13 protein-coding genes and 1 pseudogene are annotated in these 16,126 nt (G+C 33.3%); 8 read left to right on the forward strand and 6 right to left on the reverse strand.

Translation table 11 applies throughout. The features are described from left to right. Positions 1–57 precede the first annotated feature (57 nt). Positions 58–2,340 (reverse strand): T9SS type A sorting domain-containing protein, encoded by a 2,283-nt coding sequence (locus tag OLM54_RS15060; protein WP_264535396.1) that lies wholly within the window; start codon positions 2,338–2,340, stop codon positions 58–60. A 199-nt stretch (positions 2,341–2,539) separates the two neighbouring features. After that, the gene (gene gdhA, locus OLM54_RS15065) at positions 2,540–3,883 is read right to left on the reverse strand and encodes an NADP-specific glutamate dehydrogenase (protein WP_264535397.1); all 1,344 of its coding nucleotides are present in this window, start codon (positions 3,881–3,883) and stop codon (positions 2,540–2,542) included. A gap of 322 nt (positions 3,884–4,205) precedes the next feature. Here gdhA and OLM54_RS15070 point away from each other — a divergent pair, with 322 nt between their 5' ends. Next, complete coding sequence (locus OLM54_RS15070) at positions 4,206–4,997, forward strand: THC0290_0291 family protein (RefSeq protein WP_264538571.1); 792 nt, start codon at positions 4,206–4,208, stop codon at positions 4,995–4,997. 78 nt (positions 4,998–5,075) lie between these two features. Here the strand turns inward: OLM54_RS15070 and OLM54_RS15075 are convergent. Continuing rightward, positions 5,076–6,221 (reverse strand): annotated as a pseudogene (locus OLM54_RS15075) (cystathionine gamma-synthase); the annotation flags it as partial. Positions 6,222–6,323: 102 nt separating this feature from the next. Between OLM54_RS15075 and OLM54_RS15080 the strand changes: the two are divergent. The 3 genes from OLM54_RS15080 (at position 6,324) to OLM54_RS15090 (ending at position 7,933) form a co-directional block, all read left to right on the forward strand. Continuing rightward, positions 6,324–7,067, forward strand: a complete 744-nt coding sequence (locus OLM54_RS15080) for a DUF3298 and DUF4163 domain-containing protein (RefSeq protein ID WP_264535398.1) — start codon at positions 6,324–6,326, stop codon at positions 7,065–7,067. 70 nt (positions 7,068–7,137) lie between these two features. Continuing rightward, entirely contained in the window at positions 7,138–7,614 is a 477-nt protein-coding gene (locus OLM54_RS15085) for a DUF6932 family protein (protein WP_264535399.1), read from the forward strand. 10 nt (positions 7,615–7,624) lie between these two features. Continuing rightward, entirely contained in the window at positions 7,625–7,933 is a 309-nt protein-coding gene (locus OLM54_RS15090; RefSeq protein ID WP_264535400.1) for a hypothetical protein, read from the forward strand. A 77-nt stretch (positions 7,934–8,010) separates the two neighbouring features. On the opposite strand, the gene OLM54_RS15095 is transcribed toward OLM54_RS15090, so the two are convergent. The 3 genes from OLM54_RS15095 to OLM54_RS15105 form a co-directional block, all read right to left on the reverse strand. Further along, positions 8,011–9,150, reverse strand: a complete 1,140-nt coding sequence (locus OLM54_RS15095) for an ATP-binding protein (RefSeq protein WP_264535401.1) — start codon at positions 9,148–9,150, stop codon at positions 8,011–8,013. 144 nt (positions 9,151–9,294) lie between these two features. Beyond that, positions 9,295–10,047, reverse strand: coding sequence for an SDR family NAD(P)-dependent oxidoreductase (locus OLM54_RS15100; protein ID WP_264535402.1), 753 nt, complete (start codon positions 10,045–10,047; stop codon positions 9,295–9,297). A gap of 196 nt (positions 10,048–10,243) precedes the next feature. Next, positions 10,244–11,119 (reverse strand): aldo/keto reductase, encoded by an 876-nt coding sequence (locus tag OLM54_RS15105; protein ID WP_264535403.1) that lies wholly within the window; start codon positions 11,117–11,119, stop codon positions 10,244–10,246. 224 nt (positions 11,120–11,343) lie between these two features. Between OLM54_RS15105 and OLM54_RS15110 the strand changes: the two genes are divergently transcribed. The 4 genes from OLM54_RS15110 (at position 11,344) to OLM54_RS15125 (ending at position 16,104) form a co-directional block, all read left to right on the forward strand. Beyond that, positions 11,344–12,348 (forward strand): AAA family ATPase, encoded by a 1,005-nt coding sequence (locus OLM54_RS15110; protein WP_007807095.1) that lies wholly within the window; start codon positions 11,344–11,346, stop codon positions 12,346–12,348. A 95-nt stretch (positions 12,349–12,443) separates the two neighbouring features. After that, positions 12,444–13,307: a DUF58 domain-containing protein gene (locus tag OLM54_RS15115; protein WP_264535404.1), complete on the forward strand. Its 864-nt coding sequence runs from the start codon at positions 12,444–12,446 to the stop codon at positions 13,305–13,307. 161 nt (positions 13,308–13,468) lie between these two features. After that, positions 13,469–15,103 (forward strand): hypothetical protein, encoded by a 1,635-nt coding sequence (locus OLM54_RS15120; protein ID WP_264535405.1) that lies wholly within the window; start codon positions 13,469–13,471, stop codon positions 15,101–15,103. Next, positions 15,103–16,104, forward strand: coding sequence for a vWA domain-containing protein (locus OLM54_RS15125; RefSeq protein ID WP_264535406.1), 1,002 nt, complete (start codon positions 15,103–15,105; stop codon positions 16,102–16,104). The genes OLM54_RS15120 and OLM54_RS15125 overlap by 1 nt, the downstream gene beginning before the upstream one ends. Positions 16,105–16,126: the final 22 nt, after the last annotated feature.

Consider the following 16,126-nt stretch of genomic DNA (forward strand, 5'->3'; position numbering starts at 1 on the left):
TCTCGCAATGACAAACACTGAAAACTGTGACTGAGACTGAAAACTGCGACTAAAATACTAACGAATAATCATCACTTTTTTAACTTTAGTTTCCCCTCCGTCCTGCGCCGAAATAAAAATCATATACACGCCGGTTGCCACTTTATATCTTCCAAAAGCTGTAGTGTCCCATTCGATTGTTCCGCCTGCCGAAGTAGCTTCATAAACTAAACTACCGGTAATATCTGTAATTTTTACATTTGCTTTATCTAATAAACCTGCAATTTTCACCGTTCCGGTAAACTCAGGACGAACGGGATTTGGGTATACGTAAACGCTGTTTAAATCTTCATTGGCTCCGGTTGCAATTCCTTTAAAAGAAATTAAGCCTTTATTGGTTGCAATAAAAACTTCGCCGGTTGCGCTGTCAATTTTAATATCGTTAATGTTATTACTTGGCAAAGGAGAATTATTTATTGTAAAATGATATTTAGTTTCCTGACCGTTTGGCGAAACCATAAAAACTCCTGAATCTGACGTTCCAATCCATTTATTATTGGCACCGTCCACTACAATCGAAGTGATAAACTGCTCATACAATAATTCCTGAGCCAGATTATCGTCTATAATAATAATTGGATTTGCTTTTAACTGGCTTTCGTTTTGAAAATTATTCACACTTGACAGCACTCTTAATCCTTTTGTAGTACCAATCCAAAGCTGGTTTTTAGTATCAATTGCTAATGCGCGAACATCTATACTGGGCAAATTTCCGGCATCTTCGCCAAAAGTCATTTTTTTAAATGTATTTGTACTTTCATTATAGCCAATTACTCCGTCTCTGTTGGTGCCCATCCATTTGATATTGTTTTTGTCAATAACAATACTCCCAAAATCGCTGTCTTCATCATTATCAAGAATTACTGTAGTGGAATAACTTCCCCATTGCCCATTGCTTTTTAAAACTTTCAATCCGTTTTTAACACGACTGTTGGTAATCCAGAGATTTCCTGATTTATCAAAAGCAGTAGCATTTATACGAATATCTATCAGATTGTAGTTGTCGGCTTTTAAACTTTCCAGGCTGCTATTTTTTTCAGTATATAAAATGGACGGCGTATCGTTTTCTAATTTTAATAAACCGGAAAAGTAAGAACTTGCATAAACCTGATTTTCATTGTTTGGATTAACAATAATACGAGCGATTGATTTTGCATCAAAAACATTTTCGTAAGGAATATTTAACCAGCCTGTGGCTGTGTATTTGCTAATACCATAACTATCTAAAGGATATGGATTGTAAGTCAAATCATAATCTCCATAAACTGCCCAAACACTATTTGGAGTTACACCTAATGAAAAAATATTATTTCGGGTTGGACCTGTTGGCGTGATGTTATCAAAAGAGGATCCACCAGAAAGAGATGACGTAAACAAACCATTTTCTTTTGTTCCGATGTAAATTAAATTTCCAACAGCTGTTGCACAAGTAAGAGTTAAAGTATTATCAAAAACCTCTGTATTCGTAATTTGGCGAGTTAGCATCATTTTATTATTGTATACATAAACTGCGCTTGCTGTTGTAATAAACAAATTATGGTTTTTTGCCTTCATATCTGTTGAAAGCTGCGGAAGTTGTGAAAACCCCACAAAAGTATTCGAATTAAATCGGTGAATATATCCAACAGAATTAATGGCAATAAGTTCTGTATCGAGCGTTTCAACACTTGACCAATTGCCTGAATTTACAATTGACCATTGATTAAAATCAATTAAATTAGTACTTGTACTATTGGCTCGTCTAATACCGCTTGAAGTGGCCGCATAAATAAATCCGTTAAAAAAGGCAGTTTGTTTTACGCTAATTTCAGCTCCGTTATCGCCAATAAAATAAGTATCGCCAAATTGCAAAGTGGTTAAATTAAATTGTACAATACCAAAATCACAAGAAACATAAACCAAACCGTTTTGCTCCATAAAATGATTGACTTTTTTAATACTGGGAGATAATTGTTTGTTAATGATATCTACCTTTTTTAACATGCTGCCGTCGGTTTCATTGATGACAATGATCATCCCGTTTTCGTAACCAACAATGGTTTTTTTAAAGGCTTCACTATGATATACTGCCGAAACTGTTTGTCCTGAAAGTCCATCAACCGTAGTGTACGTTTTAGTGCTGTTTGTTGCACTATTTCTAGAAAACAAAGCGTTCTCTGAAGCAGCGAAAACAGTGGTAGAACTTTCTGAAATATCTTTTATTTCGTTAAACGAAAAATAGCCTTGCCAGGATAAATTATTCTGTGCAAAACTGAACTGCATTAAAAGAAAAAACAAAATATACAGAAACCTTCTCATCATATTAAACGTATTCGGATAGACAAATATACTACAAACGAAAGTATTTGATTTTTGTTCTGCTTTAAATAAAGTTCTTTTTTAAACCATTAAACAATTAAGAAAAAAATCTCTTAATTACGATTAACCACAAATTTGCGGCAAAAAAAAGCCTCCATTTTTCTTTACGAAAAATGAAGGCTTTTAAATTTTTTTATTGAAATTATACTACACCTTGTGCAAGCATAGCATCGGCAACTTTAACAAATCCGGCAATGTTTGCTCCTTTTACGTAGTTTACATAACCATCTTCGCCCATACCGTATTTTTTACATTGGTTGTGAATTCCAACCATGATATCTTTTAATCTCAAATCTACCTCTTCACTTGTCCAGTTTAAACGAATTGAGTTTTGTGTCATTTCAAGACCAGATGCAGCAACACCACCGGCATTTGCCGCTTTTCCTGGTGCGAATAAAACTTTATTATCTAAAAATAATTTAATAGCATCTAATGTCGAAGGCATATTTGCAGCTTCAGTTACACATAAAACACCGTTGTCAATTAATTTTTTAGCATCTTCTCCGGTCAATTCATTTTGTGTTGCACACGGAATAGCGATATCTACTTTTACTTCCCAAGGGCTTTTTCCTTTATGAAAAACAGCATTTGGATATTTCTTAGTATAAACTTCGGCTCTGTTATCACCTGTAGCTCTCATTTCGACCATGTGCTCGATTTTTTCTCCAGAGATTCCTTCTTCATCATAAATATAACCATCAGGACCAGAAATAGTAACTAATTTTCCGCCTAATTCATTTATTTTTAAAGCTACTCCCCAAGCCACATTTCCAAATCCTGAAATTGCTACTCTTTTACCTTTAATTTCATGCCCGATTGTACGCAACATTTGATCTGTAAAATAAACAACTCCGTATCCTGTAGCTTCAGGACGTATTAGTGAACCACCATAAGCAAGTCCTTTACCGGTTAAAACACCTGTAAATTCATTTCTGATTCTTTTATATTGACCAAATAAGAATCCAATTTCTCTTGCACCAACACCAATATCTCCGGCAGGTACATCTAAATCAGGACCAATATGGCGGCATAATTCAGTCATAAACGATTGACAGAAACGCATGATTTCACCATCAGACTTACCTTCCGGATCAAAATCAGAACCTCCTTTTCCACCACCCATTGGAAGTGTTGTCAAACTATTTTTAAAAACTTGTTCAAAAGCAAGAAATTTTAAAACAGACAGATTTACAGTATGATGAAATCTAATTCCACCTTTGTAAGGACCAATTGCAGAGTTCATTTGAATTCTAAAACCTCTGTTTACAATTATTTCTCCTCGATCATCTACCCATGGAACTCTAAAAATTATAGAGCGTTCTGGCTCAGCAATTCTAAGAAGTAAGTTTTTTCCATCATATTTTTTTCGTTCTGCAATAAATGGAATTACCGTTTCTGCAAATTCTCTAACGGCTTGAAGAAATTCTGGCTCGTTTGGATTTTTTGACTCAACAAGAGCCATAAACTCATTAATTTTTTGTTCCATTTTGAAATAAATTATTCAAGTAAATATTTAAATTTTAGCACTATAAATAAGGAAATACGTTTAAGAAAACGTTTTCGTTTTAACAGACAAAGATATAACAAAATGCTTACTGAATGTTATTTTTTTTCATTCTAAAGAATGAATTGTATTTTTTGCAAACATTCCTAAATATAGCATTTACCACCAGTCTATTTAGTTCAAAACATTATAATTAAAGTTAACAAATTAAGTATTTTGTTACTAATTTTTTAATACGTTAATTTAATATTTTGAATCGTGCATGTTTTTTATATATTTGCCAAGATTTGAAAGCCCAAATACCATGCTTAAACCTATAATACTCACATTATTCGCCTTTTTTGCGATCACTTCTACCGTATCTGCCCAATCAGACTTAGCACAAGAAGTAGGAATAATATTCGGACCCGTATCTTTTCAATCTGATTATGGAGAACGACACGATATGGACACCAATGTTGGAAACACTGGTTTCGGTATAGGAATAGTTCACTTTATTAATTTTTCTGCCAATAATAACAGAGAAAGTTTCTTTACGGAACATTTTAAAGTTAGATCAGAATTATCCTTCAACAAAACAAATTTGCATCATTTTGGTGAATGGGTTAAAAGAGAAGAACAAAAAGGAGTTGTCCAACATCTTAGAGCGATGACCGGAAGCTCAACTTTAGTAAATCTTGGATCTCAATTAGAATTTTCTTTTATAAAAATTCATGATTACGAAAACTCGGTTGGCAGCTTTAGCCCGTACCTAAGTTTAGGATTTCAGGTAAGTTACTATTCAACGAAAGTAGGCTCAAAATTAGGTCCGTTAGGACTTCCTGCAACCACTTTTGGAAAATACCTTACTCCTTCTGATGGACGTGCCCATGGTTTTTCAAGTGAAAACGGAGTTGTATTATCTGTAGTTACAGGAGTTGGGGTTCATTATAAACTATCTGAAATGAGTGATTTAATGTTTGATATCCGTTATCAGGGATTCAACTCTGACTGGGTTGACGGATTAAATCCAAACAAAGATCTTTACAAAGAAAATAAATCGAACGATTCGCAAGTTTGGTTCAACGTAGGATATATTTACTACTTAGAATTTTAAAGAAATTACAACATAAAAGAAATCCCAAATTCCAATATAAAGATTGAAATTTGGGATTTTTTATTTGAGAACTATTTTTTATGCCAAAGCCTGTTCTAAATCGGCTATTAAATCTTCTGCATCTTCAATACCTACACTCAATCGAACTAAATCATCGGTAATACCAACCTCAGCTCTTTTATCTGCCGGAATAGAAGCATGTGTCATTAAAGCCGGGTGATTGGCCAAAGATTCCACTCCGCCCAAAGATTCTGCCAGAGTAAAAACTTTTAATTTTTCTAAAAATGAAATCGAATCTTCTTTTTTGCCTGAAACAAAAGTAAAAGAAACCATTCCGCCAAAAGCCTTCATTTGTTTCTTGGCAATTTCATGAAACGGATGATTTGGCAATCCGGGATAATAAACCGTTTTTATCTTTGGATGTTTTGTTAAAAACTCAACCACTTTTTCTCCGTTTTCACAATGTCTCTGTACACGTAACGAAAGTGTTTTAATTCCTCTTAAAACCAAAAAACTATCCATTGGTCCAAGTGTTGCGCCTGTAGCAAATTGCTGAAAATGCAATTGCTCTCCTAAAGCTTCATCTTTTACAATTAAAGCTCCGGCAATAACATCAGAATGTCCTCCTAAATATTTTGTTGCAGAGTGCATTACAATATCAGCTCCTAAATCAAGAGGTTTTTGCAAATAAGGCGTCGCAAAAGTATTATCTACAGCAAACCAAATTTTATGTTCCTTGGTAATTTTTGCAATTTCGGCAATATCAGCTAATTTCATTAACGGATTTGTTGGCGTTTCAACCCAAATCAGTTTTGTGTTTTCGTTAATTAATGATTTCAGTTTTGCAATATCGGTCATATCAACAAAATGAAATTTAATTCCTGAATCTTTATAAATTCTCGAAAACATTCTATATGTTCCGCCATATAAATCATCCATCGCAATAACTTCGTCTCCGGCTTTAAACGATCTTAAAATACAATCTGTCGCTGCTAATCCAGATGAAAAAGCCAATCCGCGAGTACCGTTTTCAATACTCGCCAAAGCATTTTCTAATGCCGTACGCGTTGGATTCGATGCCCGGCTATATTCATAATCACCCAAAGGCTGCCCCGGACTTGTCTGAATATAAGTTGAAGTTTGATAAACCGGAGGCATAACAGCTCCCGTACTTGGATCATGATGCTGACCACCATGTATTACTTTAGTATTGAATTTCATATAGTTACGATTTTTAAACTCTGTTTTAGATTACAAATTTACCGTTTAATTTATTTTAATCCTGATACAACTTCTTACCTTTGTATATAATTAACACTTTTAGATATGAAACAGTATACTTTTCTAGTCTTTTTGTTTGTAATATTCATTAGCTGTAACAAAGAGCTTTCGTTTGATAATGAAACATTTGAAAAAAAATCTACCATTCCATGCAAAATTGATTGCCCGCAAATTACGATCGAAATTCCTGTGGCAAAAAATATTCCTGTAGTTGCCGACAGCATTAATAAAAAACTTTTTTTAGTCATCAAAGAAATTGCTTATTTTGGAGAAGAACCTTTAAAACTCAGTGATTATAATACATTAGCAACATCTTTTATTGCTTCATACGAAGAAATGCATAAAAAATTTCCGAGCGAGACATTTGGCTGGGAAGGAAAAATTAAAGGAGATGTCGAATTCGAATCAGAGCAAATTATAAATATAAAATTAGATCATTATACGTTTACCGGCGGCGCTCACGGTTATCAGGGTTATCGTTCTTTATTATTTAATCCCAAAACAGGAAAAACCATTTTTACCGATCAGATTTTTAAAAACGAGAAAGAATTTATGGCTTTCGCCGAAAAAGAATTCCGCAAAAAATATAAAATCCCACCAAAAGCAAATATTAATGCAACAGGCTTAATGTTTGAAAACGACAAATTTCACTTACCACAAAATATTTTTTATACCGAAGAAGGTTTGCTTCTTTATTACAACTCTTACGAAGCCGCATCATACGCTGATGGTCCAAAAGAAATTTTATTTCCTTATGAGCAAGTTAGTAAATATTTGAAATATCAATAAATCTCAAGAACATTTACACATCAAAACACAAAACCTTTTCTTACATTTGGTGCTATTTTAATTTTCCCATATGTTAACCTTTAATCATTCAGGGTTGTTAGTGCCCGATAATAAAATTACCTCAACAATTCAAGAATTGGAAAATGAATTTGTTCTAAAAATTCCTTCCACTAAAAGAAGAGAAATTTTTGAAGCTTATGTTAAATATAACGAGGATTTCAAAAAAGTATGTAATTTAGACGAGTTGCATCAATGGATTAACGGATCTTATGTAACACAAAAGAACAATCCGGGAGATATTGATTTAGTAACATTTTTAGATTATTCAATTGTTTCAAAATTAGGTTCGAAGTTAGATAATTTCAAATATCCTAACTCAGAAATTATTTATGGTGTCGATGCTTATATAATTGAGATTTATCCCCAAAATCATATTAATAATTTTAGATATGTAAGTGACAAAGCATATTGGCTGGATAGATTTACAAAAACAAGAAGAATTAGAGGAAATAGGTTATCAAAAGGCTTTTTGGAAATAAAATTTTAATTTACATCAAATGAAAGATAACAAATTATATCATATTTTAGACTTAATAGAAGAAATAGACAAGGTTGATAAAATGCTTATTTTACACAAAGATTCTGACTCTGCTTTGATGTTAAATCAATATAGAAATCAAAAGCTAAAACTAAGCAATTATTTAGTCAAAGAACTTTTGAGTAATAGTGATAACAGATCTGAAGTTATGTACATTATTAAGCTTTTTATAGAGAAATTTTATAATAATGAAATGAGTCATTTGCAATTTGAAGAAAATGATAACTTAAAAAAAATTGAAAACGTATTTATTGAAAATTATGCTTAATAAATCTCCAGCTAAAGCTGGAGGGCAATTCAAAAAACCTTAGGGCTTCTAAACCTTTGCCTCTTTGAACCTCCCTTTCACTGAACATCATATTTCATTTTCCTCAAAATCCTAAGTGCTTCTTTAAAAGACAAATAAACTTGTGGAAAAGGTTTTAAAAGCAATTTTGAATCAATTAGTTTTTGTTTGGCATCATCGAAACCATTTAAATGGCAAATCATAAAAGTTGAAGGAAGATTTTCCAGATCTTTTTGTTCCCGTTCCGATAAAACAGAACCTTTTTGCAGTTTTTGAAGCAATGCCATATTCGAATTATAAATATGGTATAACATTGGCCTGTTAAATTCCGGCGGTTCAAAAAGTATTTTACGGTCAATTTTATAGTAGCCGTTATCAAAAAAACGAATTGTTTGTTCTTCTAGAGGATAATAACTCGTTTTGTCATTTAACCCCAACGGAACATATTCCGTTATCGTAAAACTATCATCATCAAAAAGAATCGTAACAACATCCAGAGCCGAATAAAAAAGTTTAATTTGTTCGTTTATTAATTCAATATCAACACGGGAAAGAAAAGTTTTATCACGGGATTTTTTGGGAACTCCAGCCCAGCAAATCACAAATAATTCTTTAAAAACATGATATTTAGGCGACATATCTTTATGCCTGAAATTCATAAAATCGATAACGCCGTCTAATGTATACTGAATACTATTTCGGGAACTATTCTCAATTCCAATTACGGTTTCTGTATTCTGATAATTTTTCTCGACGTTACCTTCAACAGGAATCGAATTACTGCCGCGCCTCACAAAAACGCTATTGGCAACAATTGTATGAATTCCTTTTTTAAAATACGAGACTTTGTTTTTTGGTTTAATCGTCACCAATCCAATTACTTTATCTTTGGGAAGATTCGGAAATGGCACATTCTCGTATTGAATTTTAGGCGGATTTTCTAAAAAAGCATTAACCAGATTCTGAATTCGGCTATCATCAAAAAAATCATCGCCTACAATTTCATTATCCTGATCTTCAACACCAACTACAATATAAGAATTATTGGTTGGATTTGAATTTGAAAGTGCACAAATGTGTTTCAGGAATTTTCCTTTTCCTTCACGCGTGTGAAGATTCAACTGTCTTTTTTTATCATAAAAACTGCTCTCGTCATTATGAGCGAGTAAGTTTTTGATTAAAAGACGTTTGTTGATCATTTAATTAGACTTCTTAGATTATTGGATTTTTAGACTTCTTAGAATTTAGCTGTTTAGATTTTTATATCTTCAAATGTCTTAGATTAAATGTTCAAATCTAAGAAGTCTAAGTTAGTCTAAAAATCTAAGAAATCTAAAATCAAGTTAATCTCTTTTAACAATAGTTGATGACGCTTGCGCTGTACTCATAACCATTAAATCGGCAATATTAACGTGATATGGTCTTGAAACCACAAAATGAATAATATCTGCAATATCTTCTGCCTGCAGCGGATCAAATCCTTTGTATACATTCGAAGCTCTTTCTGCATCGCCTTTAAAACGTACTTCGCTAAATTCAGTTTCCACCATTCCGGGATGAATTGCGCCTACGCGAATTCCAAACGGATTCAAATCTATTCGCATTCCAGCAGTAATCGCGTCAACAGCATGTTTTGTTCCGCAATATACATTCCCGTTCGGATACACTTCTTTTGCAGCAGTTGAACCAATATTAATTATATGTCCTGATTTTCTCGCTGTCATTTGCGGAATCACGGCTTTTGAAATATACAAAAGTCCTTTTACATTAATGTCAATCATCGCATCCCAATCGTCTAAATCCCCCGTTTGAATTGGATCTAAACCATGCGCATTTCCGGCATTATTAATTAAAACGTCAATTTCTGAAAATGCTGCCGGTAATGAACTGATACTTTCAAAAACAGCTTCTTTATCACGAACATCAAAAGACAAAGAATGTACTTCTGTAAAAGCTGAAAGATCTTTTTCAAGTTCCTCTAAACGTTCTTTACGTCTTCCGCAAAGGATAATTTTATAGTTGCTTTTTGCCATTATTTGTGCGGTTGCTTTTCCAATTCCGCTTGTGGCACCAGTAATTAAAACTGTTTTTTTCATTATGATATTTTTATTTTTTTTTATTTTGCCACAGATTAAAGGATTTTCACTGATAAAAATCTGCTAAATCTGCGTGAAAAAATTACTCTCGCAGATTTAGCAGATTACGGAGATAAAAAAAATCATTTTAATCATTTAATCATTTTAATCTGTGGCAAATATTTTTAACTGAATACTTAAAAAAACTGCGGCTGCATTAAGGCACGTCATCTCCCATACTTTCTGTCCAGATTGCAAACCAGTCTTCTTTATCCATTTTTAATTCAACAGCTTTCATCAATGATTGAATTCTGGCAACATTAACTGTTCCGGCAATTGGAATAACTCCTGCAGGATGTTTTAAAATCCAGGCTAATAAAAGTGTATCCGAACCAAAGCTATATTTCTGAACCAAATCGGCCAATAATTTTTTCAAACGGCGTGTTTTTTTGGTATCTTCTCTAAAAACAGTTCCAAGTGGATTCCATGACAACGGACGAATTCCGTGTGTTTGCATATAATCCAAACTTCCATCAACCATTGCTTCATAATGTGTTGCTGAAAATTGCACCTGATTGTAACTTACTTCTGTTTTCTGACGAATTAATTCGGTCTGTGAACTGGTAAAATTCGAAAGTCCGAAATCGATAATTTTTCCTTCTGATTTTAATTTTTCAACCGCTTCAGCAATTTCATCGGCCTGCATTAACGGACTTGGTCTGTGTAATAAAAAAACATCAACGTAATCTGTTTTCAATTTCTTTAAAGATTCTTCAACAGACCAAATGATATAATCTTTAGAATAATCGTAGTGTTTGATTTTGTTTTCGGGACGTTTTTCAGCTATCATCTGAATGCCGCATTTGGTAATTAACTGTAATTTTTCTCTCGAAATTTTACTTGCGTGAAATGCTTTTCCAAAATCTGCTTCTGTGGTATAAGATCCGTAAATATCGGCGTGATCAAAAGTGGTAATTTTGTTTTCGATACTAATTTGTATCATGTTTTCCATTTCTTTAGTTGTAAGGTTTTTATCCCATACTCCCCAATTCATAGTGCCCGAAATTATAGGCGATAATGTTGTTTTGCTCATGGTTTTATTGCGTTATTTTTGGTAATAAATATGCTTTTCTAAAACATATTGACCAAAGTTCTTAAAAATATAAAAATAGATTCACAATTCGTCCTTAAAATTAGGTCTTTGGTCGAAGTTTTAACCATTCTTTAACATCTTACTTCTCAAAAAATATTCAATTTGCACTCTCAAAAGTTAGACATAAAAATCAGCGTTTTAAAAAAGGTTTTAAAAATATTTATATGGAAGAAAATACAACGACTTTAGACATTAGAGCGATAAATGAAAAAATTGAAAGAGAAAGTGCTTTTATAGACCTTCTTACAATGGAAATGAACAAAGTTATTGTGGGCCAGAAACACATGGTCGAGCGTTTATTAATCGGGCTTTTAGGACAAGGGCACATTTTGTTAGAGGGTGTTCCGGGATTGGCTAAAACTTTAGCGATAAATACGTTGTCTCAGGCAGTGCAAGGTTCTTTCAGCCGTATCCAGTTTACTCCTGATTTATTACCAGCCGACGTTGTTGGAACGATGATTTACAACATTAAAGCAAACGAATTCTCTATTAAAAAAGGACCAATCTTTGCTAACTTCGTCCTTGCCGATGAAATTAACCGTGCTCCTGCCAAAGTACAATCAGCACTTTTAGAGGCGATGCAGGAAAAACAAGTTACTATTGGCGATACCACTTTCAAGCTAGATCGTCCGTTTTTAGTACTTGCAACTCAAAACCCTGTTGAGCAAGAAGGAACATACCAACTTCCGGAAGCGCAGGTTGACCGTTTCATGTTAAAAACCGTAATCGACTACCCAAAAATTGATGAAGAGCGTTTTGTAATTCGTCAAAACTTAAAAGGAAGTTACGAAAAAGTAAATCCTGTAGTTTCTGTAGAACAAATTTTGCGTGCGCAAGAAGCTGTTCGTGAAGTTTATATGGATGAAAAAATCGAAAAATATATCTTAGATATCATCTTTGCTACTCGTTATCCGGAGAAGTACAAACTTGCCGACTTAAAACCTCTTATTAGTTTTGGAGCATCGCCACGTGGAAGTATCAATTTAGCCAATGCGGCAAAATGTTACGCTTTTATCAAACGTCGTGGTTATGTAATTCCGGAAGATGTTCGTGCCGTTGTACATGATGTTTTACGTCACAGAGTTGGGATAACGTATGAGGCTGAAGCCGAAAACATAACTTCTGTAGACATTATCAACAAAATCGTAAACGAGATTGAAGTACCTTAAAAAATTTTAGATTTTAGATTGCTGATTTTAGATTTAAAATTAGCAATCTGAAAAATAATCTAAAATCTAAAAATCTAAAATCTGCAATCCGAAAAATGGATACAAAAGAGCTTTTAAAAAAAGTACGGAAAATAGAAATCAAAACCAAAAGACTGAGCAATCATATCTTTTCGGGAGAGTACCATTCTTCATTTAAAGGACGCGGGATGACTTTTAGCGAAGTGCGTCAATACCAATATGGCGATGATATTCGTAACATCGATTGGAATGTAACCGCACGTTATAACGAAGCCCACGTAAAAGTTTTTGAAGAAGAACGCGAATTAACCATGATGTTAATGGTGGATATTTCGGGCTCTGAAGGTTTTGGTTCAAAAAGTCAGTTTAAAAAAGACATCGTCACCGAAATTGCGGCAACGATGGCTTTTTCAGCTACACAAAATAATGATAAGATTGGTTTGATATTATTTTCTGATAATGTTGAATTGTATATTCCACCAAAAAAAGGGCGTTCGCATGTTTTAAGAATCATTCGTGAATTGATCGAATTTGAACCAAAAAGCAATAAAACAGATCTTGCAGCTGCCTTAAAATTTCTATCAGGAACTCAAAAAAAGAAAGCGATCGTTTTTGTTATTTCCGATTTCATGTCTGAAAATTACGAGCAGACTTTAAAAATTGCTTCTAAAAAACACGACATTACAGGTGTTCGGGTTTATGACATTCGTGAAGAAAAAATCCCAAATTTAGGAATGGTCAATATGCTGGATGCCGAAACAGGAAAAATTCAGCTGGTAAATACGGGTTCAAAAACAGTGCGAATGAATTACGAAAAACATTATCAGGAAAGAGTCAATTATTTCAAAGATATTTTTAGTAAATCTGGCGCCGGAGTTGTAAACACAAGAGTCGACGAAAATTACGTAACTAAGTTATTGGGATATTTCAAGTCAAGATAAAGTACAATTTTAGATTGCAGATTTTAGATTTTAGATTTTTTGAAATTGAATAATTTATATTTCTGCATTACACACAAATAAAAATCTGCTTAAATCTGCGTCATCCGCGTTTCAATTTAAGCATTCGTTTTAGAATAAAATCTGAAATCAAAAAAATCATAATGAAATTAAAGTTTTACATATTTTTATTTTTACTTTCCTCCGCTATTTTTGCCCAGCAAAAACAAGTAGAGACGAGCATTGATACTACAAGAAATAAAATTGGAACCGAATTTAAGTTAACACTTAAAACGGTAGTAAGTTCAAAATCGAAAGTTGTTTTTCCTAAACTAAAAAATATTGGTCCGCTTGAAGTTATCGAGTCATATCCAATAGACACAGTAAAGAAAAATGATACGTATGAACTTATTAAAAAATATGGTTTAACACAATTTGATTCAGGAAAATATACAATTCCGAGCATTAAGATTCTAATTGACAAAAAACCTTTCTTATCAGATTCTATTCGTGTTGAAGTTGCCAATATAAAAGTAGACACTTTACAGCAAAAAATGTACGATATTAAAGATATTACAACTGTTGACAGTGGTATTGGCGATTGGTGGATTTATGTTTTAATTGTACTTGTTATTATTGCAATTGGCGCTTTTGTATATTGGTTTGTAAAAAAACGTCAGCAGAAAAAAATTGAAGAAGAAGTTTATAAAACACCTATTGAAAAAGCAACAAGCTTATTAAACAACTTAGAGCAAAAAGAACTTGTTCAAAAAGGTGAAATAAAGGAATATTATAGTGAATTAACGGATATTGCCCGAAATTATATTGAAGAAGCAATTCATATTCCGGCAATGGAAAGCACAACTTCTGAATTGATTCAGGCAATACGATTGGCTTCTACAAAAAAGAAGATGACTTTAACTCCAGAAACCGTTGAGAATTTAGAACGCGTTTTACGTCAGGCCGATTTAGTGAAATTCGCAAAATCTAAACCGCTTGATTTTGAAATTACCGATGATAGAAATAAAATTCAGAAAGTAATTTTAACGCTGGATAATGCAATTCCAACAGAAGTTCCTGCCGAAGAAGAAGATCAGTTATTGAATGAAGCACAAAGACAAAAACAAATTAAACAGCAATTACTGAAAAAACGCAACAAACGTATTGCAATTGCTGTTGGAACCGTTGTTTTTTTACTGGCTGCAACCACAACTTTTTTTATTGTTACCAAAGGTTTCAACTACGTAAAAGATAATGTTATCGGACATCCAACCAAAGAATTATTGGAAGGTGAATGGGTAAAAAGTGAATACGGAAATCCGGGTGTTTTAATTGAAACTCCAAAGGTCTTAAAACGTATGGATGCTCAAAAAGTACTTCCGAAAGAAGCAATGGCGCTAATTAAAGAAATGCAGATTTTTACCTACGGAAGCATAATTGACAATTTTTACATTACCGTTTCGACAAGCAAATTCAAAAATCCGGTAGATCTTGATTTAGCGAAAACTTTAGAAGGAAACTTAAAAATTATTGAAGCTCAGGGCGGACAAAATATCATTGTAAAACAAGAAGATTTTCAAACCAATGAAGGGGTTCAGGGATTAAAAGGATACGGAACAATGTCTATTTTAAATCCGGTTGATAAAACCAGCACTAAAGCATATTATGAAATTTTATTATTCAAACAAGATCAGGGATTACAACAAATTATGATTTTGCATGAAGAAGGCGACACATACGGAAATGATATTGCAACCCGAATTTTAAATTCTGTTGAACTTAGAAAAGCAAGTAACTAATGAGCAAAATAACTTTTTTAAATCCGGAATTTTTTTGGTTGTTTCTTTTAATTCCAATTGCAATTGCCTGGTTTTTCTGGAAACGCAACCAGCAATCGGCTACGTTAAAAATGAGTTCAACACAGGGTTTTAAAAACAGCGAGTCGTTTTGGACAAAACTAAAACCTTGTTTGTATGTTTTTAGGGTTATTGCTTTATGTTCGCTGATTATTGCTTTGGCAAGACCAAGAACTGTAGATATCAGCAATCAGACTAAAACAACTAAAGGAATTGATATTGTTATGGCAATTGACGTTTCGGGAAGTATGCTTGCCAAAGATTTAAAGCCAAACCGTATGGAAGCTTTAAAAAGAGTTGCTGCCGATTTTGTTGAAGAAAGACCAAATGACAGAATTGGGTTGGTTTTATACGCATCTGAAGCCTATACAAAAACGCCGGTTACCAGCGATAAACCAATTATTCTGGAAGCAATAAAGGAAATTAAATACGATAATCTTTTACAGGACGGAACGGGAATTGGAATGGGACTGGCAACGGCTGTGAACAGACTTAAAAATAGCAAAGCAAAAAGCAGGGTTATTATTTTGTTAACCGATGGTGTCAATAATGCAGGTTTTATCGAACCGGAAACGGCTGCTGATATCGCAAAACAATACGGAATAAAAGTGTATACAATTGGGCTTGGAAGTAACGGAATGGCTTCTTCTCCTTATGCATACGCACCAAATGGCGGATTTTTATTCAAAATGCAAAAAGTAGAAATCGACGAGCAATTAATGAAAAGTATTGCCCGTAAAACAGACGGAACGTATTTTAGAGCAACAAGTAACGACAGATTAGCTGAGATTTATAAATCAATAAATAAATTAGAAACAACTGAAATTCAGGAATTAAAATTTTACGATTACGACGAAAAATACAGAGCTTTTGTTTTACTCGCAGCATTTTTGTTATTGTTAGAAGTTGGTTTAAGAAATACGGTTTACAGAAGCTTTATATAAATTTTAGTCGCAGTCACGGTTT

The organism is Flavobacterium sp. N1736 (assembly GCF_025947065.1).
Classification (GTDB): Bacteria; Bacteroidota; Bacteroidia; order Flavobacteriales; family Flavobacteriaceae; genus Flavobacterium.